This window comes from Nitrospirillum amazonense, from assembly GCF_007828035.1.
Lineage (GTDB): Bacteria > Pseudomonadota > Alphaproteobacteria > Azospirillales > Azospirillaceae > Nitrospirillum > Nitrospirillum amazonense.
Window position 1 is genome coordinate 368,219 of the sequence record NZ_VITV01000001.1, and the last position, 19,706, is coordinate 387,924.

At 65.4% G+C, this 19,706-nt stretch carries 21 protein-coding genes and 1 tRNA gene; 7 read left to right on the top strand and 15 right to left on the bottom strand.

Translation table 11 applies throughout. The features are described 5' to 3' along the window. Positions 1-33: 33 nt before the first annotated feature. From FBZ87_RS01620 to FBZ87_RS29025, 7 genes are all read right to left on the bottom strand, one after another. Entirely contained in the window at positions 34-474 is a 441-nt protein-coding gene (locus FBZ87_RS01620) for a PepSY domain-containing protein (protein WP_145608639.1), read from the bottom strand. Positions 475-477: 3 nt separating this feature from the next. Then, the gene (locus FBZ87_RS01625) at positions 478-1,542 is read right to left on the bottom strand and encodes a glucosaminidase domain-containing protein (protein ID WP_145608640.1); all 1,065 of its coding nucleotides are present in this window, start codon (positions 1,540-1,542) and stop codon (positions 478-480) included. A gap of 342 nt (positions 1,543-1,884) precedes the next feature. Then, complete coding sequence (locus FBZ87_RS01630; protein ID WP_145608641.1) at positions 1,885-2,463, bottom strand: hypothetical protein; 579 nt, start codon at positions 2,461-2,463, stop codon at positions 1,885-1,887. Further along, entirely contained in the window at positions 2,460-3,161 is a 702-nt protein-coding gene (locus FBZ87_RS01635) for a hypothetical protein (RefSeq protein ID WP_145608642.1), read from the bottom strand. Before FBZ87_RS01635 ends, FBZ87_RS01630 begins: the two co-directional genes overlap by 4 nt. After that, on the bottom strand, positions 3,151-4,401 hold the full coding sequence (locus FBZ87_RS01640; protein WP_145608643.1) for a hypothetical protein: 1,251 nt from the start codon (positions 4,399-4,401) through the stop codon (positions 3,151-3,153). Before FBZ87_RS01640 ends, FBZ87_RS01635 begins: the two co-directional genes overlap by 11 nt. A 22-nt stretch (positions 4,402-4,423) precedes the next feature. Continuing rightward, positions 4,424-5,050, bottom strand: a complete 627-nt coding sequence (locus tag FBZ87_RS01645; protein ID WP_145608644.1) for a hypothetical protein — start codon at positions 5,048-5,050, stop codon at positions 4,424-4,426. After that, positions 5,047-5,319: a hypothetical protein gene (locus FBZ87_RS29025; RefSeq protein ID WP_186454510.1), complete on the bottom strand. Its 273-nt coding sequence runs from the start codon at positions 5,317-5,319 to the stop codon at positions 5,047-5,049. The genes FBZ87_RS01645 and FBZ87_RS29025 overlap by 4 nt, the downstream gene beginning before the upstream one ends. Before the next feature lie 145 nt (positions 5,320-5,464). On the opposite strand from FBZ87_RS29025, the gene FBZ87_RS29030 reads away from it, so the two are divergent. Continuing rightward, positions 5,465-5,938 carry a helix-turn-helix domain-containing protein gene (locus tag FBZ87_RS29030; RefSeq protein WP_186454511.1) on the top strand — a complete coding sequence of 158 codons (474 nt, stop codon included), beginning with the start codon at positions 5,465-5,467 and terminating at the stop codon, positions 5,936-5,938. A gap of 32 nt (positions 5,939-5,970) precedes the next feature. On the opposite strand, the gene FBZ87_RS01655 is transcribed toward FBZ87_RS29030, so the two are convergent. Continuing rightward, a complete protein-coding gene (locus tag FBZ87_RS01655; RefSeq protein WP_145608646.1) occupies positions 5,971-6,375 on the bottom strand; it encodes a hypothetical protein in 405 nt (134 codons plus the stop codon). Between the two features lie 502 nt (positions 6,376-6,877). Between FBZ87_RS01655 and FBZ87_RS01660 the strand changes: the two genes are divergently transcribed. Beyond that, positions 6,878-7,417, top strand: a complete 540-nt coding sequence (locus FBZ87_RS01660) for a hypothetical protein (RefSeq protein ID WP_145608647.1) — start codon at positions 6,878-6,880, stop codon at positions 7,415-7,417. Positions 7,418-7,435: 18 nt separating this feature from the next. On the opposite strand, the gene FBZ87_RS01665 is transcribed toward FBZ87_RS01660, so the two are convergent. From FBZ87_RS01665 to FBZ87_RS01675, 3 genes are all read right to left on the bottom strand, one after another. After that, positions 7,436-7,699: a hypothetical protein gene (locus tag FBZ87_RS01665; protein WP_145608648.1), complete on the bottom strand. Its 264-nt coding sequence runs from the start codon at positions 7,697-7,699 to the stop codon at positions 7,436-7,438. A gap of 200 nt (positions 7,700-7,899) precedes the next feature. Then, positions 7,900-8,853: an NIPSNAP family protein gene (locus FBZ87_RS01670; RefSeq protein ID WP_145608649.1), complete on the bottom strand. Its 954-nt coding sequence runs from the start codon at positions 8,851-8,853 to the stop codon at positions 7,900-7,902. Between the two features lie 75 nt (positions 8,854-8,928). Further along, a complete protein-coding gene (locus FBZ87_RS01675; protein ID WP_145608650.1) occupies positions 8,929-9,570 on the bottom strand; it encodes a hypothetical protein in 642 nt (213 codons plus the stop codon). A 108-nt stretch (positions 9,571-9,678) separates the two neighbouring features. On the opposite strand from FBZ87_RS01675, the gene FBZ87_RS01680 reads away from it, so the two are divergent. Beyond that, entirely contained in the window at positions 9,679-10,683 is a 1,005-nt protein-coding gene (locus FBZ87_RS01680) for a helix-turn-helix transcriptional regulator (protein WP_145608651.1), read from the top strand. A 57-nt stretch (positions 10,684-10,740) separates the two neighbouring features. Here the strand turns inward: FBZ87_RS01680 and FBZ87_RS01685 are convergent, their stop codons facing one another. The 3 genes from FBZ87_RS01685 to FBZ87_RS01695 all read right to left on the bottom strand — a co-directional run bounded on the left by FBZ87_RS01685 (position 10,741) and on the right by FBZ87_RS01695 (position 15,191). Beyond that, on the bottom strand, positions 10,741-13,149 hold the full coding sequence (locus FBZ87_RS01685) for a TonB-dependent receptor (RefSeq protein ID WP_145608652.1): 2,409 nt from the start codon (positions 13,147-13,149) through the stop codon (positions 10,741-10,743). 312 nt (positions 13,150-13,461) lie between these two features. After that, positions 13,462-14,868, bottom strand: a complete 1,407-nt coding sequence (locus tag FBZ87_RS01690) for a DUF2252 domain-containing protein (RefSeq protein WP_145608653.1) — start codon at positions 14,866-14,868, stop codon at positions 13,462-13,464. Positions 14,869-15,116: 248 nt separating this feature from the next. After that, positions 15,117-15,191 (bottom strand) — tRNA-Thr (locus tag FBZ87_RS01695). Positions 15,192-15,414: 223 nt separating this feature from the next. On the opposite strand from FBZ87_RS01695, the gene FBZ87_RS29035 reads away from it, so the two are divergent. From FBZ87_RS29035 to gcvA, 4 genes are all read left to right on the top strand, one after another. Next, a complete protein-coding gene (locus FBZ87_RS29035; RefSeq protein ID WP_186454512.1) occupies positions 15,415-15,570 on the top strand; it encodes a hypothetical protein in 156 nt (51 codons plus the stop codon). A 169-nt stretch (positions 15,571-15,739) separates the two neighbouring features. After that, complete coding sequence (gene dcd, locus FBZ87_RS01700; protein WP_088873773.1) at positions 15,740-16,294, top strand: dCTP deaminase; 555 nt, start codon at positions 15,740-15,742, stop codon at positions 16,292-16,294. Between the two features lie 143 nt (positions 16,295-16,437). Then, positions 16,438-17,721 carry a UDP-N-acetylglucosamine 1-carboxyvinyltransferase gene (murA, locus tag FBZ87_RS01705; protein WP_145608654.1) on the top strand — a complete coding sequence of 428 codons (1,284 nt, stop codon included), beginning with the start codon at positions 16,438-16,440 and terminating at the stop codon, positions 17,719-17,721. An 81-nt stretch (positions 17,722-17,802) separates the two neighbouring features. Then, positions 17,803-18,708: a transcriptional regulator GcvA gene (gene gcvA, locus FBZ87_RS01710; RefSeq protein WP_145608655.1), complete on the top strand. Its 906-nt coding sequence runs from the start codon at positions 17,803-17,805 to the stop codon at positions 18,706-18,708. A gap of 164 nt (positions 18,709-18,872) precedes the next feature. Here the strand turns inward: gcvA and FBZ87_RS01715 are convergent, their stop codons facing one another. Continuing rightward, positions 18,873-19,670: a crotonase/enoyl-CoA hydratase family protein gene (locus tag FBZ87_RS01715; protein WP_145608656.1), complete on the bottom strand. Its 798-nt coding sequence runs from the start codon at positions 19,668-19,670 to the stop codon at positions 18,873-18,875. Between the last annotated feature and the right edge of the window lie 36 nt (positions 19,671-19,706).

A 19,706-nucleotide genomic window follows, 5' to 3' on the forward strand; every position in this document is an offset into this window, starting at 1 on the left:
TTGGCGCTGACATCTCATGCAATCTTATACATATTACCAATCTTTCAGACATATAGGCCGCCGCATGCTCAGGTTGGCATACAGGAGATCTTCCCTTTCAGAAAAGTTTATCTCCTTGAGTGTTTTCTGAGCAGCCTGCAATTCCGGCTTCTTAATCTTCTTGCACTTCCAAACGTCCCATACGTCGCCTGTCCAGGGATTCACCGCCACTTCGGCATAATGACCATTACCATGGACAGCATAAGCCCAGTAGCCATAGAAGCGCCCATCGTCATCGAGCCCACCTTCGAGCCAAGCCCCATCATCAACCATTTTCAATGCAATATTTGCCAATGCCTCCGCTTGGTCCAAATTCACCTTGTAAGGCAGAACATCACTCCGCTGATCCGCACCAAGGGCGCGACCAGGTGACCATGAAAGGGCCGCCGCGAAAATCAAGACCACAGAACTGGGCCAGCTTTTTAATATTCCCATTATTCATTCCCCCGCATGCTCAGCGATAATAGGCCGCAATTTCCTGATAGTCCCCGCCACGTTCCCAACGTAGTCCACTACAGGTTCTCCATTTTCCAATATGCCGAATCGACGAGAGTCCTGCAATTTTCGCGCGCGCTCCTCTGGAGCTCGCACCCTACGAATCAAATCGCCATGGCTTTCCGCGAAGGATCGGAAGGAATCTTCCGGTGTAGCGAACGTCGACATTTCAACGTTCCCCTTTTTGTTGAACATCGTTCCATTCTCATATTTAGAATGAGCGTGTTGGCCAAAGTAATTGTTTCCATCTTTGGCAAACCTTGAATCCGGGTTTTGACCGCCCCATCCCGATTCCAGTGCTGACAGCCCTAAAATATTCTCCACCGGAACGTTGAGCTTCGCAGCAATCTCGCGGGCAACGCCAATAGTGCGCTGCACGAACCGCCGCTTCTTTTCCACGGTATCATTCTGAATCGGCCTAGCCGCGCCATGCCCTCTATTCATCACCGAAGACGGCGTACCGCCTCCGGCATCCGAAGGGGAGTAGAATTGACCGCCGCCTGGGCCAGAAGGCCGATGATTCTCATTATACTTTAAGACGGCCTGATCATCGCCATAGCCAGCAACTTTCCTTAACGTTTCCGGATTCATCCCCTGGTCCAGCAGTGTTTCCGCCAGGAACAGACGGCGGGCGGCATTGTCCGCGTCAGGCAGGACGCCTAGGCCGGCATGGGCCAAGTGGATGGCCGCCTGCACCGGTTCATCCGCCGCCAGGGCGCGACCGGCGGCCTGGACCTTGGCCAGGATGCGCCGCGCCTGCTCCGCCGTGTGGGGGCGGTCATAGGCGATGGCGAGCAAGGTCAGCAGGCGGCCGGCATCGACATCCAAGGCCTGCGGCGCCCAGGCATCTTTCGATCGCTTGGCCAGCAGGGTGCCAGTCCCCAGCACCAGGCCGGCCGGGGTCAGGACGGGATATGCGCTCAAGCCCCCGCGCCGGCGGTCCCGCCAAGCGGCGGCCAGGGCGGTATGATCGGCACCCGTATCGTCACGGGAAGGAAGCACGGTCATGGTCGGTTCTTTCCGGCGAGGGTCAATCGCGGGGCATGCGGTAATGGTCGGCCAGGGCGTCCAAGGCCGTGGTCAGCACCGCCCAGCAAACCAGGAGGCGGGCTGCGGCCATAAGGGCCAAGAACAGCATTTAGACATATCGCGCATCGGCACGGAGGTACGTTCCTGGCACGCTGAAAGGAATGAGAACGGCTATTTCACATAGGAAGCAGCGAGGCCCGCGTGGGCGTCGAAAAACAAAACGCCCGGCAAGGCATTCAGCCTTCCGGGCGCAAATCGGCATTTCATATTTCAATATATGGCGGCATCGGGAATTGGCGTCAAGTCGCTTTTACATGCGATTCAGTTTTTTCCGGAAGGCGATGAGAGCCGTGTAAACGCTTCCACCGTCAGGGGCTCATAGCGATAGGCCTTACCCGTCCATGACATCATCTCGTAATGCCTGGGATAATCCCCGCCCTCATCTGGCCGATCAGCGTTGCTGTCGATATAGACATGGATGAAGCGCCGATAACCGTTGTCCGTACGATCCAAAACAACCAAATCACCCGCATCCGTCCACAGCGGCGTCAGAAAAGTCCAGATGTCGCCTTGTTTTTGATACACAAAGACCGTACATCCCGACGTGCCACAATAATAGGCATCCGCGACAGCCAGAAGTATTTCTGGAACGCCATCTCCATTCAAATCGACTTCGGCGTAGCGCACAATTTTTTTCGGATCGGCAATATGCCCAAAATCATCGGCGCCGGCGGGTGTATTGATGGCGAGTAATTGGCGAGCCAATTTAATTTTGGCTCCCGACAATTCGGAGAATACTACTAGATGTCCAGGTGCTGGTTTCGGCGATTGCGCACCAACCGGAGCGGGACAGGTGGCCAGCAGCATAAAGCTCAAGAACAATCCCAATCGCCGTTTCATTTCTTTTTTCCTGTTTTTTGGTCCGCGCCGTCTTGGTTGTAAGGTGTATCCTTGAAATCAACGAGACGGACTTCCACTTGGCGGAAACGGGAGGGCATCTGGTCCGCTTTCCCTACGGTATCGTGCGCGTCGTAAGTTTGGAAATAGGCGATCACGCAATGGACGCCGACCCGATGGGCGGCACCGATCAACGCGGACTGGTTAATTGTCGCTGTTTTTCCGTCAGCCGTCTTGAAGGTGCGCCCATCGTAGCGCTTAAGCAGCGGCGCCATGGCTTCAACTTGGTAGGCGATCAACGTTTCAGCCGCACCGTCCTGCGCCGCTGGATTGTGAAGATAATCCTCGTCACTTTTGATATGGAACGCCTTCGCGTATTCCGTCCGCCCCCAGCCATCGCTCCCCCATCCGTGCTTCAATCCCAAACCGATGAGGACACTGCTGCGCAGCATGTAGCGCCCCAATCGTGGATCATCAAAACGGGATTCATCCGGGTCGACGGAACTGGGCGTCTTGGGAGCTGCAGCCCAAGCACCAACCGGGCTGGAGGTAAAAAAGCCGACCAAAACCACGCAAGCCAATCCCAAAGCGCGGTGCATATCACGCCCCCGAAGTTGATATTTCGGCATCATACCACCCGCGTTAGGGGGGATCTCGGCAAAAATCGCCTGTCGGTGGGGGAGTCGCAGATCAATTTTCATCGTTATAGGGCACATCCTGGAACTCGCGCAGTCTCGTTTCCACCTTGGCATCCAGTCGCCCCTTCGCGTGTTTGTTGTCGGCGTCGGCCAGAATTTTATTGCGATAAGGCTTGGTATCCCGCCCGTCATATCGGGCGAAATATGCCCGGACCGCCGCCCCTCCCACCCGGTGGAAGGCGCCGATAAGTCCAGCTTGCGTCACCTTGATGGCTTCACCTTTTATTCCAATGAATGTCCGACCTCCGTATTTTTTGTACAATGGCGCACTTTCTTTAACGATCTTGTTGATCAGATTTATACCCTGCTCATCCTGGGCCTCTTCGCTATTCAGAAAATCATCATCGGTCTTAATGTTATATTTCCTGCCGAACTCTGTGTCCCATGCGTCCTTCCCTTTGCCGCTCTTGGCGCCCAGAGCAATCAGCGTTGTTTCCTTTATTTGATAGCGCCCATACGCAGGGTCCGGATGTTTACCAGTTCCTGGATAGAAGGCGTCGTATCCATAGCTTTCCGCATGACCATTCGCCGACTGCTCGCTACCCGCGAGCTTATCGAGCAGTCCCGGTTGCGGCGTCTTTAGCCAGTGTTGCTGCCACTGTTTGCCCGGGGCAGCCGCCGTCGCGACAGCGCCCCTGACTGCCAAGGTACGGGATAAGCCTCCATCCTCGGGATCCGGGCTTACAAGGAAACGCGGCCCCGAACCGGCGGATGAATCGCCACCTGCGTCAGCCGCCGTCCACCGACCGTGGTTGTCCCTGGGCTGATCAGGACTGTATTTTACCATCGGAAAGCCGGCCGCCTTCATCAACGCGTCCGGAGTCATCCCCTGGTCCAGCAGCATCTCCGCCAGCAACAGACGGCGGGCGGCATTGTCCGCATCGGGCAGGACGCCCAGGCCGGCATGGGCCAAGTGGATGGCCGCCTGCACGGGTTCACCCACCGCCAGGGCGCGGCCGGCGGCCTGGACCTTGGCCAGGATGCGCCGCGCCTGCTCCGCCGTGTAGGGGCGGTCATAGGCGATGGCGAGCAAGGCCAGCAGGCGGTCGGCATCGAAATCCAAGGCCTGCGGCGCCCAGGCATCTTTCAGGCGCTTGGCCAGCAGGGTGCCAGTCCCCAGCACCAGGCCGGCCGGGGTCAGGACGGGATAGGAGCTCAGGCCCCCGCGCCGGCGGTCCCGCCAAGCGGCGGCCAAGGCGGGATGATCGGCACCCGTATCGTCGCGAGAGGGAAGCACGGTCATGGTCGGTCCTTTCCAACAACGGTCAGTCGCGGGGTAGGCGGTAATGATCGGCCAAGGCGTCCAGCGCCGTGGTCAATGCCGCCCAGCCCTGGGGCCAGTCGCCGGCCCAGGTGGCCTCGAACCGGCGGGGCATGATTTCATCCGCGCACACCCCTTCCACCAAAGTCAGGGCCAGCAGGCCATGGGGCCCGCTGGCCCGGATCAGCACGCGGGCCTGGGCAAGGCGATCATCGGTGCGGGCCCAGCGGTTGGGATCCACATCCACCCGCACGACACCACTGCCGGACTCCGGCACGTAGGCATGAGGCTTGGGCGCCTCGGCCAAGGACAGCCAAGCGCGCCATAGGCCGCCCACGGCCTGGCCGGCATCGTGCTGCCGTTGGGTCAGGCGACCGCGCAGCAGCAGCTGCCCCAGGGGCTGCCCCGCCCGCTGGTCCAGCAATTGAGCCACCGGCAGCGAGGCCGGGGCACCCAGCAGGTCGGCCCGGCGTTCCAGCGCCTGCGGCAGGATGGCGGCGGCGTCGGCCTGCACTAGTTGGCCGCAGGCATGGCGGGCACCGGCCTTACGCGGACGACCGGCCCGGCGGCGGGGCGGCGCCTTGTGGATGGTGGCGGATGACGGGCCGAAAGCGGTTGTGGGCGTGGTCATTCCGAAGGCGTCCTTTTGCCGTAGAGGGAGGTGGCGATGGCTTCCACCGCCAGGCGATCAAATTCGTTAGGCAGATCCTCCAGCCGGATCATGGCCACGCCGCGCTTATGCCAAGCAGCGATGGCCATGGAGCGCAGGTCGTCGGGCGTCGAGGGCGTGCGGCCCAGCCGGCCCTGCAAGCTGGTGGTGACGGACGCGCCGACGGCGTGCGATGCCGCCGCGCCGGCCGAGCATGGACGGGGGGCGGCGCCCCGGGAACTGGGGGACATGGACTTCCTTTCCTATTTCGGGCTTCAGAACCAGCGGGCTGCATTAGCCCCTGGTCATATCGCCAAGGATAGGGTAAATTTCTCCCGATTTCTAGGGTATAATTCCCCCGCGACGCCGCTTTCGCCTCAGGGTAAATTTCCCCACATGACCACCGCCGCCAAAGTCATCCCGAACGCCCCCGCGCCCAGCCCATTGGCTGAGCGGCTGGGCCGTCGCCTGTCGGCGCTGAACCTGGGCTATGCGGAATTCGAACGAGCAGCCGGCCTGAACGAAGGCACCATCAAAGGCATCATGTACGGCAAGTCCGCCTCCCCCCGCGCCGACACCATCTACAAGATCGCGCGCGGCCTGGGCTGCCGAATCGAGGACCTGATCGGTGAGAGCCGGCTGGGCGACGACTCGAGGGACGAGGTTGGCCATCTCGCCACTCCGCATCCCATCCCTTATGCCGTGCAGGAACCGCCGCCGTTGCCCGAACATGCGGTGCTGGACGCCGTACTGGACAAGGTGCGGGCTGCCTACCGCCAGGGCGACCTGGACCTGGCCGCTCAGTTGGTGCGCCTGTTCCAGTTGGACCTGGAAAAGCTGAAAATCGAACGCGAGATCGCCCGGCGCTGAGGCGCCGCCGACGCCAGCCCTCTTATCAGTCATCAGCATGACGCCCATCCCAGGCAGGCGGCCAGATCGCGGCTGAGCAACATGTCGGCTGGGCCGTCGTTCTCCCCCACCGTTGCTGTCGAATCAGCCGGCAGGGCATCCACCAGATAGAGGCGCACGCGCAGGCCGCTCGGGACTGCAGCCGTATCCAACGCAACCCAGGCGTCGGCGGCGATAGCCGCACCCCCGGCCACCTGGTGCAAGGACGGCACCATGTCCACCTGCCGGTGCCGGGTCAGCGACAACAGAGTCCATGGCCAAGCATCGCTGACCAACGCCACGACCGGCACGCCGCCCACGATGACCCGCAGGCGCCGCCCGGCGGGCGGCGCCTCGGGCGTGCCGGGATAAACCTCCCCAGCCAGGGGCAAACGCCGCTGCGACACGCGACCGGACATTCCACTCCTCTATCCCGCAATGGCCCCGATCCTGTTCCGGGATGCCGTTCCTGGTACCGGCCCGGCCCAGATCTGCCCCAATGGGACAGCCCCAAGCGCCAAGCCCTGTAAATCCGTACGTCCTCGATAAATCTTTGGCCGAAACTCCCGGTTAACGTGCGCCCCAGGGCATAGAACGCCTTTCGGCACGCCTGCCATATGTTCTCTATACGTTCTCATTTTGACGCGAGGCGGTCAAGCGGCGGCCGATGCGCCACTGACGGAACGAGCCGGAGAGCGTCACCCAGCAGGGGGATTATTCCCCGAATTTGCTTGACGGGGTATTTTTCTCCTGCCAGGGTAATCCTCACCGGCCGGCGCTTCCCCATCGGCGCCGCCCGGCGATGGCGACCCGCCCCCTGCCCCTCCCCGGGTGGGTCGCCCCCTCCCCGGGGTGGGCAGGCGCCGAACGGCTGCCGCCGCCCCGGGGTTCCTTTTGACAGTCAAAAACGGAGCCCGCCCCATGTCGTCCGCGTCACCCGCGCCGCCTGTTCCCATTGCCGCCGCCCTGCCCGCGCGCGTCTCGGCCATGCAGCCCTTGGCGGTCCAAATTCCAACCCTGGCGCGCCATGTGGCGCACGCGGCGCTCAGCGTCCGCCTGGCCAGCCGGCGGCTGGATCAGGGACACGGCCAAGCAGCCTGTGACGAGTTGTTGGAAAACGCGGCGCCTGCGCTGGAGCAGGCGCTGGAGGGCATGGGCCGGCTGGAAGCGGCACTGGAGGCCCACGGCCAGGTAAGGGAAGCGGACCTGCGCCCGGCCGCCACCTTGCGCGTGCGCATGGAGGCAGCGGCGAGCCTGCTGAAACAGGCGGACGTGCTGGCCCGGGCTGGCTTGGCCGAGGAAGCGGGCGACAGCCGCGAAGCGGCGCTATGGACGCTGGAGCGAGGCCTGGCCCTGGTGCCGCCCTTCAGCCCGGCGCCCTCGCCGGCGGCGGAAATTCCCATTCGCGCCCTGCCGCCCCGCTACCCGGCAACTCCCCCCATCGGATTGGCGCCGCCCTGAGGCGTACCGGACAGGATCTCAGCGGCGCACCACGGTGGTGCCGCCGCTGCCCCAGGCGCTGACGCCCAGTAGGAAGCCGAAATCGTACCAGCGGCCGGGGTTGGGATAGGCGTAGACCCGCGTATCGGAAATCAAGCTGTAGAGGAAACTGAAAGGCGCGATCAATCCGTGCAGCAAGCCGTAGAGGAAGCCGGGCAACTCACGGCCCGCCATGGGCGGCGGCTGGGTGGCGCACGCGCTGAGCAGCAGCCCCGCGCCCAGGATGCCGGCTCCCACCAACATGGGTTTCAGCCAACGGCGGCGGCGCAGTCCGGTCGGAATGGGCGCGGTCGCGGGGGATGACACGGACTGAACTGTAGACTGTTCCATCTTGGCCTCCCGGCAAGGACTTGGTCCCGCCACTGTCCGGAAGCCGGGGCCCGAGGCCAAGGCCCCCAAAAGGCGGCCCGGGGCCCTAGACATTGGTCAGCCCTAGACATTGGTTAGAAGGACCCTTGCCACCGGGATCCGGAAGTCGGGGCCAAACGGCGAACCTCCGGCGCGCCTTTCAGCACATGCCCGCGCCACCAGGGCGTCACGACATGGGCGCGATAGCGGTCGTAGGCCGCCGCGTCAGCGAATGCCTGGAAGGTGACGAAGACAACCTCCCCCTCCCGCACCGGCAGGCGGGGAAAATTGTTGGGTTCAGGATTGGTGACGAAGGCCGCCAGAATGGGACCGCCGGCCGCCGCCAAAGCCGGCGCCCCGTCACGCGCGAAGGCGTCAGCCAAATCCAGCGCCGCAGCGGCGTCATGGGCTGGGAAGGGGTAATAGAGGGTGGCGACCAACATGCCATGCCCTGCCGGCGGCGCGCCGGGAGGCGCGGGCGACAGGGGCGCAGGCGGCAGAGGCGCAGGGCTGGGCGTCACCGGCGGCGGCAACGGCGCGGCACCGGCAAAGCCTGAAGCCGCGCTTGCCGGCCGCAGCAGCAGGACATTATCGGAGTCCAGCATGGTGCCGTTCGCGGCTTCACGGTGCGCCTGCCATACTGGTCCGCCATAGAAGGCCGCCAGGCTGGCGGCGCGTGCCGGCATGTCAGGGAAACCCCGCAGCCAGACGAAGCGGTCGGGGTCATCCAAGTCGCGGAACTGGCCCACCACGCGCACACCCACCGCCTCCTGCCCTGTCAGGAAATAGCGGTCGAACAGGTCGATCAACGCGTCCCGCTGGCCTGGCTTCAGGGTGTACTGACGCAGCTCCAAGACAGCGCAGCAGGCGGCGGGGCTCGTGACCGGCGAAACCTTGACCTTAGGCGTCGGCGCCTCCGCCCGCAGCGCCACCTTCAGGGGCAAGGCGTCGGCCGGCATCAGGTCGGGCGGCCAAGCCAGCGCCCGGTCGGCCATGCCGGCGCCCACCAGCAGGGTCAGGGCCAGCAATATGGCGGTCTGCAGTCTCATGGTGGTTTTCCTTGTTCTTGTCGTTTGAGCTGTGGGTCACGCTAAGACCTCAAGCAAAGTTGAGGTCAAGCCTCTTCAAACCCGGGTGAAGGCCAGGGTCCAATTGGTTTCCCAGCTGCGGCCCTCATCGGCCGACCACGCCTGCTCCCATAGGGCGGAGGTGGTGGTGATGCGTGACCAGATCACCCGCGCCTGAACCGGCCGACCCAACAGCGGATCGAAATCCTGACCGCGAAAGTCACCCCGCCGGCCGGCGAACAGGCCACCGGTGAAACGCCCGGTCAGGGGGGCCTGCAAGGTGCCGGTGCGCCCGTCCACCCGGTGGAGTGCCCAATGCCGGGCCGCCGGGTCGTACAGGCGGAAGGTAACGGCGGCGCTGGGCTGGTCCGCCAGGGCCGGCAGCTCCAACTCATCCAGGCAGGCCAGGCCGCCCAGCATGACTTGGCCGTGGGCGCTGGCCCGCGCCTCGTCCCAGCGGTCATCGCCCACCCAGCGGTTCAGCCGTCGGCGGCTCAGCGCCGACCAGCGTCCGGCCAAGAAGTCGAAGTCGCCTGCCCCCGGGCCGCCCGTGAGCAGATCGGGCTGGTGCGGATCGGTCGGGAGGCGATCGACGGCGGGCAAGTGCTCCGCCTGAGCCGGGACGGCGGCGAAGGCCATGAGACCGGCGCCTAACAGGGCGGCGCGGCGGGTAGGGGTATGGGTGCTGGTGGCATGCATGGAAACGGTCCTCCGCGATGGGAAAACCGGGCGTTTTGTCCGGTGAGCGCACTTTACCGGACAAAACCTGACATCCTTTGTCAGGTATAATCTGTTAGTTTGAAAATCATGCGCGCCAGCCGTCTTCTTTCCCTGCTCATGCTGCTTCAGACCCGAGGTCGCCAGACCGCGCAGGCCCTGGCCGATGAGCTTGAGGTCACTGTCCGCACCATCTATCGGGACATCGACGACCTGAGTGCCGCCGGCGTCCCCGTCTACGGCGATCGGGGACGCGCCGGGGGATTCCAGCTGCTGGATGGCTACCGCACCCGTCTGACCGGCATGACGGCGCAGGAGGCGGAGAGCCTGTTCCTGGCGGGCCTGCCGGGGCCGGCGGCGGAACTGGGCCTGGGCGACACCCTGGCCGCCGCCCAGCTGAAGCTGCTGGCGGCCCTGCCCGAACAGGGGCGCCAGACGGCCTCGCGTCTGAACGCCCGCATCCACCTGGATCCGGTGGGCTGGTTCCAGGAACCGGGCAAGGTCGACATCCTGCCCGACATCGCCCGGGCAGTGTGGAACGAGCAGGTCATCCGCATGCGCTATGAACGCTGGGCCGGCATCGTGGAGCGCACGGTGGAACCGCTGGGGCTGGTTCTGAAAGGGGGCGTCTGGTACCTGGTGGCCCAGTCCCATGTGGAGAGGCCGCAGACGAAGGCCGGCAAGCCGACCAGCAGCCCGCGCACCTACCGCGTTTCCAACATCCTGGCCCACACCGTGCTGGACCGGCGCTTCACCCGGCCGGCGGATTTCAACCTGCCGGCCCACTGGCAGGAATCGCTGCAAAGCTTCGAGGCCGGTCTGTACACCGGCACCGCCCGGGTGAAGGCCACAGCGGCCGGCCTGAAATCCCTGCGCAATTTGGGCCCGGCCTTCAACGAACGCATCACCGCCACCCTGCAGGCGGCCGACACCGACGGCTGGGCGGAAGCCGACATTCCCCTGGAGGCGGTGGAATGGACGGCCCGCCAGTTGCTGGGCCTGGGCCTGACGGTGGAGGTCCTGGGCCCCCCGGCATTGCGCGCCCACATGGGGGAAATGGCGGCGGAGCTGCACCGCCGCTACGCCGCGCCCTGAAAGGAAAAGGGCACCGGCGTCGCCACCGGTGCCCCTTCCAGACTTATGCGGCCACGATCAGTAGGTGACCGTCATCTTGGCGGAGATGAAGCGCGGCGGCGCCGGCTGATAGCTGGGCAGGTTGGCCGCGACGCCGTTGTAGGGCTGGGCGTTGTTGCCGAAATTGATGCCGCCCAGGTAGCGCTTGTCGAACAGGTTGGTGACCGACAGCACCAGCTTGGTCGCGAACCGTCCGGTCAGCGCTTCCGGCAGGGTGTACCCGGCCGCGACGTCGAAGGTGTAGAAGGACGGCACCTCTTCATCATTGGTCAGGGTGCTGAAGCGATGGGCCGTGTACTTGCCCTGGATCTGGGCGAAGTAGCTGTCCCGCTCATACCGCAGCAGACCAGAAACCAGCCATTCCGGCGTGTCCGTCAGCTGCTTGCCCGCCGTGGGCAGGGGCACCGTCGAGCCGTTGGCCAGACCGACGTACAGATCGTTCTTCAGGTGGCTCTGGGTATAAGCGGTGGACATATAGGCGGAGAAGCCGTCAATGGGCTTGGTGCCGACCTCGGCCTCCAGACCCTTGATGATGACGCCGCCGATGTTCTTCGACACCGTGGTGTTGGCGGTGACATCGAACAGAGACTGCTGCCGGTTGGTGTAATTGGTGTTGAAGACGGTGACGGAGCTAATGAACCATTCACCGGCGTAGCGGTAGCCCGCCTCCAGATCCACGGTGGTTTCCGGCTGGATGGTGGAGAGGTTCACGCCCGGCGTGTACAGGGCGGAATTGTCGGTGGCGCGGAAGGTCTGCGTGGCCGACGCGAAGATCTGGTTGCTGTCGTCGATGTGGTAGACCGCACCGGCGCTGGGCACGAATTTGCCCTGGTCCAGTTCCGGATGGGTCGGCGCGATGGCGTTGGCGTTCGCGGTGCGCAGGCTGAGCGGCAGATAGTTGATGCCGCTGCGGTTGATTTGCGAATGCTGCAAACCGACGCTGAGCGCCAGCTTGTCATCGAACAGGTTCAGGGTGTCGACCACGAAGGGGCGCACCACTTCCGTCGTCGTCTTCTGGTCCTGGGTACGGACGACGCTGCCGTCGGCGCGGAACACATGCTCGTTGTAGAGGTCGGGCCACAGGCTGACGGGATTGCCGTTGGCGTCGACCGACAGCAGCGGCTTCCATTCGCGCAGCTTGCCAGTTTCGTACTGGAAGCCCACCACCAGCTCATTGTGGCCATAGGTCCACTTGCCACGGGTGACGAAACCCGGGCGCATCTGCTGCTGGGCGAAGAGGTTGTAGAACAGCTTGTTGTCCAGCGTGTCGTGGTCGCCGTTCAGGTCGATGCCCTTGAACGCCTGGCCCGGAACGCCGAACTGCGCCGCGTTGGTTTCGGAGAAATAGCCGGCGGTGCCGCCGCCGCCGAAGCCGTACCAGAGGTAGGGCTGGACATCGAGGCGCAGGTTGTCGGTCAGGGCGAAGTTGCCCTTCACCGACACCACCAGGTTTTCGAACGGGTTGGTCGCCAGCTTGTAGTAGTTGGAGCGCTGGGTCAGCAGCGGGCCGTTGTTGTCGTTCTGCACCGTGCCGGTCGCCGCCGGGGCGGTGGGGGCGAAGAGGGTGGCGAAGTTGAAGTCATAGCCGTACTGGGCGATCTGTGCCTTGGTCAGCGCCTGATAGGAATAGGTTTCGGCCGTGTTGTAGAAGGCGCTGAGCGCGATGCGGCTGCTGTCGCCGATGTCGTGCGCGATGGAGGCGTCGACATGCTGGCGTTTGGTCGTGCCCTCGCCGCGCCAGACGTCCACCTCGGCATTGGAGTAGGAGATGAAGGCCTTGGTGCGGAAGCCCAGGTCGCCCGTATCCACGCGCACAAACTCGCGGCGCAGGTTGTTGTCGCCCAGCGCCTGCTGCAGCGTCACATGGAAATCGTCGGACGGCTTCTGGATGACCATGCCGATGTTGCCGCCCGTCTCACCCACGTTGGGCGTGTCGGCATCGCCGGCACCCTGCATGATGTAGACCTGGGACAGGTTCTCGGCGTCGATGTATTCCTGCGGGTAGACGTTAAAGGTGCCGCTGTCGTTGACCGGCACGCCGTCCAGGATGAGACCGATCTGGTTGGATTGGAAGCCGCGGACGGAGATGGCGCCACGGCCGGTGCCGGTGGCGTCACGGCCGTTGGAGTTTACGCCCGGCGCCAGGTTGATCAGCTGGAAGGGGTTGGCCGCCGCGGGCTGATCCTGGATGAACTTCTGCGTGACGGCGGAGGCGGACTTCGGCGCCTCCTGCATCGTGATCTGGCCGGTGGCGCTCACGGGGCGGCCGCCGGTGATCAGGATGGTTTCCACGTCGCCGGCCGACGAGGCCTCCTGCGCCATGGCGGCCCCGCACACCATCACGTTGAGGGCGGCACCCGCTAGCAGGATGCGGCGCAAGCGCAAACGTTCGCGGGCGGCGACGCCGCCCGGCGTGAAAGTCGTCATGAGAATCCCCCGATCTTTTCCTACCGGCGCCCTGCTTCCCAAGAGGTCGCCAACCAATGTTTGTGCACCTGCACTAACATTGGGGTGTTGCAGTTTCAAGGCGTTGGGAGAAAAGGTCGGTTGCAGTATGTCCTTTGCGCTTCGCAGCGGCGAATTCGCCCAGAACTTGATCAAATGGTCAGGTTTTGTGACTGTTTTCTGACCGCCTGGTCAGGCAAATTGACGCACCCCAACCCAGCCCCACCGCACGGAAAAGGCGAATCGGGACAAAAACGCGATGGTTGCCGAATTGGAGGCGACGGGCGCCGGTCATCACCCCTTTTTGCCCTTGGCCTTCCGCGGCAGATCCGCCACCTCCAGCCGGCCATCGGCCACGGCCTGTTTCAACGCCCCATGGTCAGCGGCGCTGACCTCGGCATAGCCGGCGGCAAAGTCCGCCACCGCGTCGTCGAAGGTCCCGGAATTGCCAAGGTAGCCCGCGATCAACGCCGCGTCACCGGAGCGGGCGTGGGCGCGCGCCAGCGTGGCGCCGCACAGGGTGGCGTAGAAATCCAGCCGGTCGTCCTCCATCAGCGTGCTGGCCGACGCCAGCCGCCGGTCCTTCAACTGGCGGATATAGAAATGACGTCCGGCCTCATCCGCCGCCCACCCCAGGAAGCCGTCGCTAACCGTCTGCAATGTCCGCTGACCCACCACCACCCGCTGGCCCTGGTTGGCGTAAGGCGACGGGCCGGCATAAGGCGCCAGCACCGACGCGGTCGCTTCCTTCACCTGCAGGAACAAGGGGTGTCCGTCTGGGTCGACGAACAGGCCGATGGCGCAGAAGGTGCCGACGGAGCCCACGCCTACCACCTTGAAGGCCACGTCGGTCAACTGGTAACGGTCGATGAGGAAGCGGCGTTCCTCCGGCAAGGTGTCCCGGTAACGGGTGAACAGCGCGCGGGCGCGCAGGGCTGCCTGGCCCTGGCGGTCCGTCCCTTCGTCAAAATGATAGATCAACGGTGGGGCATCACGGATGCGGGCCTGGCTTCCATCGCCCTGGGCCAGGCGGGGAAAGTCGTCGCCGGCGGACGGGGTAGCAGCCGCCTTGGCCAACAGGTCCATCTCTTTGGCGCGCGTGGCCTCATCGTTGATGCCCTGGACCATGGCGGCGATGTCCACCCTGCTGGACCAGGCGGTCAGCGGGTCCAGCGCCGCCAGTTCCCCCATGCGCAGGCGATAGGCGGTGACGGCGGCGCGCGCCATGTCCTTCGCCCCCCCGGGCGCATGTCCCGCGTCCTGTGCTGCCAGCACCAGCGAAGCGGCGAGCCGCTTCACATCCCATTCAAAGGGCGCCGACAGCGTCTCGTCAAAGTCATTGAGGTCGAAGACGGGCCGGCCTTCGGGGCTGGCGTAGATGCCGAAGTTCATCAGATGACAGTCGCCGGAGGCCTGGACGCGAATGCCGCTGACGGGCAACTGGGCCAGGTCGCGGGCCATGACCGCCGCCGCCCCGCGCAGGAAGGTGAAGGGGCTGGCCACCATGCGGGCCCAGCGCACGGGCAGCAGCGACTGGATGCGCGTGGCGGAGGTCGCAACCAGCAGCGCGATAGGATCGCCCCGGCCCTTCAGCGGCGGCAGGGCCGCGTTGCCGGAGCGGGGGGCGGCGTCGCGCAGGGCCTTGCCGGCCTCCTTACGCTTGTCGGCGGGCAGGGCGCGCAGGGCGGCGAGATCGGGCATGGATGTCTCCGGGCTGATGAAGGCTCGGGAAAGCGGCAGCTACCGCCGAGGAACGTCCGAAGTGTCGGAAGCGATTATGGCACCGATGTGAAGTCCCAACGCCATGGCCAGGGACTCAACCGGCGTACGGATTTTCCACCAGGATACCGGTGCCGTTCCACGATTGTTCATGGGAAACGACGATTGGCCGCACCTTCGCCCCGGCAGGCGACGCGGACTTAAGTATCTGATTTTAAGGAGGGTTCGGATGGTGCTGCCAGAGAGGATTGAACTCTCGACCTCTCCCTTACCAAGGGAGTGCTCTACCACTGAGCTACGGCAGCGCCCGTCCGGTGGGCGGGGTAATTGCCACAGGGGCGGAGGGGATGCAAGCCTTTTGAGCGAAGAAAATGAAAGAATTTTGATCGGCAGGTGCCAGGCCCTGACGGTCCACGGGGTCGAAGCCCTTGGCGTGCCGCCATTCTGCGCCTATTTTCGGGACCCCGCGATAGGGCAAAGGCCAGGGCATCCACCTCCAGCCCGGCCCCTTAGGAGTAACACCGCCCCATGACCGACAAGCCGCCCGCGAAATCCGGCGCCGATAAGACCATGACCCGGGAGGAACGCCTGGCCGCCGCCCTGCGCGAAAACCTGCGCCGCCGCAAGGTGCAGTCGCGCGAGCGGGGGGACGCCACCGACGCCCCGGCGGCCGAGACCGAGTGACCCCCCAAGATGTGGTGGGTACGGCCGCAAGCCCGCGCCCATTCCTGGTGCATACACCCACCAGCCAAGACGTCAGAGTCACCTTGAGCGGCGGACGGGGAGGGTCTAAGAAGGGAAAGCGCACCGTTAGTGCACATCCCACCGACCCCCGACCGCAGGAGCGACGCCCATGGCCATCATGCCCGACACCTGGATCCGCGACATGGCGCAGAACCGGGGCATGATCGAACCGTTCGTTGAGGCGCAGAAGCGCGAGGGCGTCATCTCCTACGGCCTGTCCTCTTACGGCTATGACGCACGGGTGGCGGACGAGTTCAAGATTTTCACCAACGTCGACAGCGCCATCGTCGATCCCAAGCGGTTCGACGACGCCAGCTTCGTGGACCGCAAGACCGACGTCTGCGTCATCCCGCCCAACAGCTTCGCGCTCGCGCGCACGGTGGAATATTTCCGGGTGCCCCGCGACGTGCTGGTGATCTGCCTGGGCAAGAGCACCTACGCCCGCTGCGGCCTGATCGTGAACGTCACGCCGCTGGAGCCGGAGTGGGAGGGCCACGTGACGCTGGAGATCAGCAACACCACGCCGCTGCCCGCCAAGGTCTACGCCAATGAGGGCCTGTGCCAGTTCCTGTTCCTGAAGGGCGACACCATCTGCGAGACGTCCTATGCCGACCGCTCGGGCAAATACATGGGCCAGCGCGGCGTGACCCTGCCGCGCCTGTGAGCCGCGACCCACATTGATTTTCCAGGCGGCGGACCGCCGCCGCCCCAATTCCGCCATACCCCTCCGCCATCACCCTTTCAGCCGGCGCCGCCCCCAAGATGGGGGCTCAAGACCGGCACGTTCGAACCGATCGGCCCTTTCCCATGGACAAGTTACGCATACGCGGCGGCACGCCGCTGAACGGCAGCATCCGCATCAGCGGCGCCAAGAACGCGGCCCTGCCGCTGATGGCCGCCTGTCTCCTGACCGAGGGGACGCTGACGCTGGACAACCTGCCCCACCTGGCCGACATCACCACCATGGCCAACCTGCTGGCTCAGCACGGTGTGGACATGGTGTACGAGGGGGGCGCCACCTCCTGCGCCCAGCGCGCGGTGAACCTGACCGCGGCCACCATCACCTCCACCGAGGCGCCCTACGACCTGGTGCGCAAGATGCGCGCCAGCGTGCTGGTGCTGGGGCCCCTGGTAGCCCGCTTCGGCCAGGCCAAGGTGTCGCTGCCCGGCGGCTGCGCCATCGGCACCCGCCCCGTCGACCTGCACATCAAAGGGCTGCAGGCCATGGGCGCCAAGATCGAGCTTGAGGCCGGCTATATCCACGCCTCCGCCCCCGAAGGGCTGCGGGGGGCGGAGTTCGTCTTCCCCCAGGTGTCGGTGGGCGCCACCGAGAACCTGCTGATGGCCGCCTGCCTGGCCAAGGGCGAGACCGTCCTGATCAATGCCGCGCGTGAGCCGGAGATCACCGACCTGGCCCACTGCCTGGTGGCCATGGGCGCCGAAATCAGCGGCATCGGCACCGACCGCCTGCACATCGTGGGCAAGCCGTCGCTGCACGGCGCCCGCCATCGCATCGTGTCCGACCGCATCGAGACCGGCACCTATGTCATGGCGGCCGCCATCACCGGCGGCGAGCTGGAACTGGTGGGTGGCGAGTTGGAACACATCCAGGCCGTGGCCACGGCCTTGACCGCCGCGGAGGTGGTCTTCACCCCCACCGACACCGGTTTCAAGGTGCGCCGCGCCAATGGCGAGGTATTGGGCGTGGACGTGATGACGGAGCCCTTCCCCGGCTTCCCCACCGACCTGCAGGCGCAGATGATGGCGCTGATGTGCACGGCCAAAGGCGCCTCGATGATTACCGAGACCATCTTCGAGAACCGCTTCATGCACGTGCCGGAACTGGCGCGCATGGGTGCCAACATCACGGTCCACGGTTCGTCCGCCCTGGTGCGTGGCGTGCCGCGCCTGACCGGGGCGCCGGTGATGGCGACGGACCTGCGCGCCTCGGTCTCGCTGGTGCTCGCCGGGCTGGCCGCCCAGGGCGAAACCACGGTCAACCGCATCTATCACCTGGATCGCGGGTATGAGCGTATCGAGGACAAGCTGAACGCCTGCGGCGCCCAGATGGAGCGTCTGAAGGGCGATTGAGCCGGCCGGGAATCCGTGGGGGCGGTGGCGGGCCACCCCTCGGATGAACTATTCTCATCCGAAAATGGATGAGCCGCCGCCATGCCCTACCACCTGCCGCCGCTAAGCACCCTGCGCCCTTTCGAGGCCGCGGGGCGCCATCTCAGCTTCAAGCAGGCGGCGGAAGAATTGAACCTCACCCCCAGCGCCATCAGCCATGCTGTGCAAGCGTTGGAGGATTGGCTGGGCACGCCGCTGTTCACGCGGGGGCACCGCAGCCTGGCCTTGACGCCGGCGGGTGTGGCCTATCTGCCCGAGGTGCGTGGCATGCTGGAACGGCTGGCCGTGGCCACATCCGCCCTGCCCGGCCGCGCGCCCAGCGGCCGGCTGGCGGTCAGCGTGGCGCCCACCTTCGGCCTGCGTTGGCTGGTGCCACGCCTGCCCCGCTTCCGCGACCAGCACCCGGACATCACCCTGACCCTGGACACGAGCCAGCGCGCAGCGGACCTGCCGCGGGACGGCGTAGACGTGGCCATTCGCATGCGCCAGGACGACTGGCGACCCGACGAGGGGACCGACCTGCACGCCGTCTGCCTGGTGCGGGAGGCGTTGATGCCCGTCTGCGCCCCCGCCCTGGCGGCGCGCGTGACCACCCCGGCCGACCTGGAGTCCCTGCCCGTGCTGCACGTCGACAGCGTGACGGAGGAGTGGGCCACGTGGGCGGTGCTGACAGGGGTGGATATCAGCGCCCTGACCGGAGGCGCCCGGTTCGACACCGTGCACATGGCGCTGGAGGCGGCGGCCAGTGGCCTAGGCGTGGCCATGGGCCGCCTGCCCCTGGTGGACACCGACTTGGCCACCGGCCGCCTGGTGGCCGTGCTGGGCCCGCCCAGGCCCATCCGCACCGGCTACTGGCTGATCACCAGCCGGGCCGGCCGCAACCGGCCGGAGGTAGCGGCCTTCCGCGCCTGGATCAAGGCGGAGCTGGCCGCGCCCCCGATCGTGTAGTCATACCAGCGGCACGAGATGGCGACTCGTGCCGCTGTAGGCCCCGACCGGGGCCACCGGAGCGAGCACCGCAGGGCGCAGCGAGGACAAGCCTAGGCGGACGGATGTCCGCCGCCCGGCGCGTGAGGGAGCATTTGAACGGTAATGTTCAAATGCCGTGCGTATCAGGTGCCGGTGTAAACGGCGGGACGGCGGGAGATCCAGGCATCCAGCCCTTCCTCCAGGTCGTGGCCGGGAACCAGGGCGGCGAAGGCGGCACTTTCGGCCGCCAGGCCCTCCGCGATGGGCATATTCACCCCGCGTGTCACGGCGGCCAGGATGGCGGCAACCGCGCCGGGCGCATGACGGATGATGCGGTGGGCGAGGTCCCGGGCGGCGGGCATGAGTTGATCATGCGGCACCACCCGGTTGACCAGCCCCAAGTCCAGCGCCCGTTCAGCGGTGAAGCTATCGCCGGTCAACAGCAGGTCCAGCGCCCGCTTGCGCCCCGCCAGACGCGGCAGTCGCTGGGTCCCGCCGAAGGTGGGCGGCATCGCCAGTTTGATCTCAGGCTTGGCGAACAGGGCGCGGTCGCTGGCCACCGCAAGGGGCGCCGCCTCCGTGATCTCGCATCCGCCGCCATAGGCCAGGCCGTTGACGGCGACGATGATGGGCTTGGAGTAGGCCTCTATACGGCTGGTCAGGGCCTGGCCCCGGCGCACGAAGTCACGAACCGCCACCGCCGCGCCCAGGCGCACGCTGCCGGCGAACTCCGGAATGTCCCCGCCGGCGGAGAAGGCGCGGTCGCCGGCACCCGTCAGGATGACGGCGCGGACCGCGTCGTCGCCCTCCATCTCCTCCAACGCCTTCAGCAGGGCGTCGACCAGGGCGTAGCTGAGGGCGTTCAGCTTTTCCGGACGATTCAGGGTCAGGGTGGCGATGCCGTCGTCATCGACGGCGCGCAAGAGGACGGGGGTAGTCATTGGGACACCTTTGCGAGGGAAGAGGCGCCCACTGTT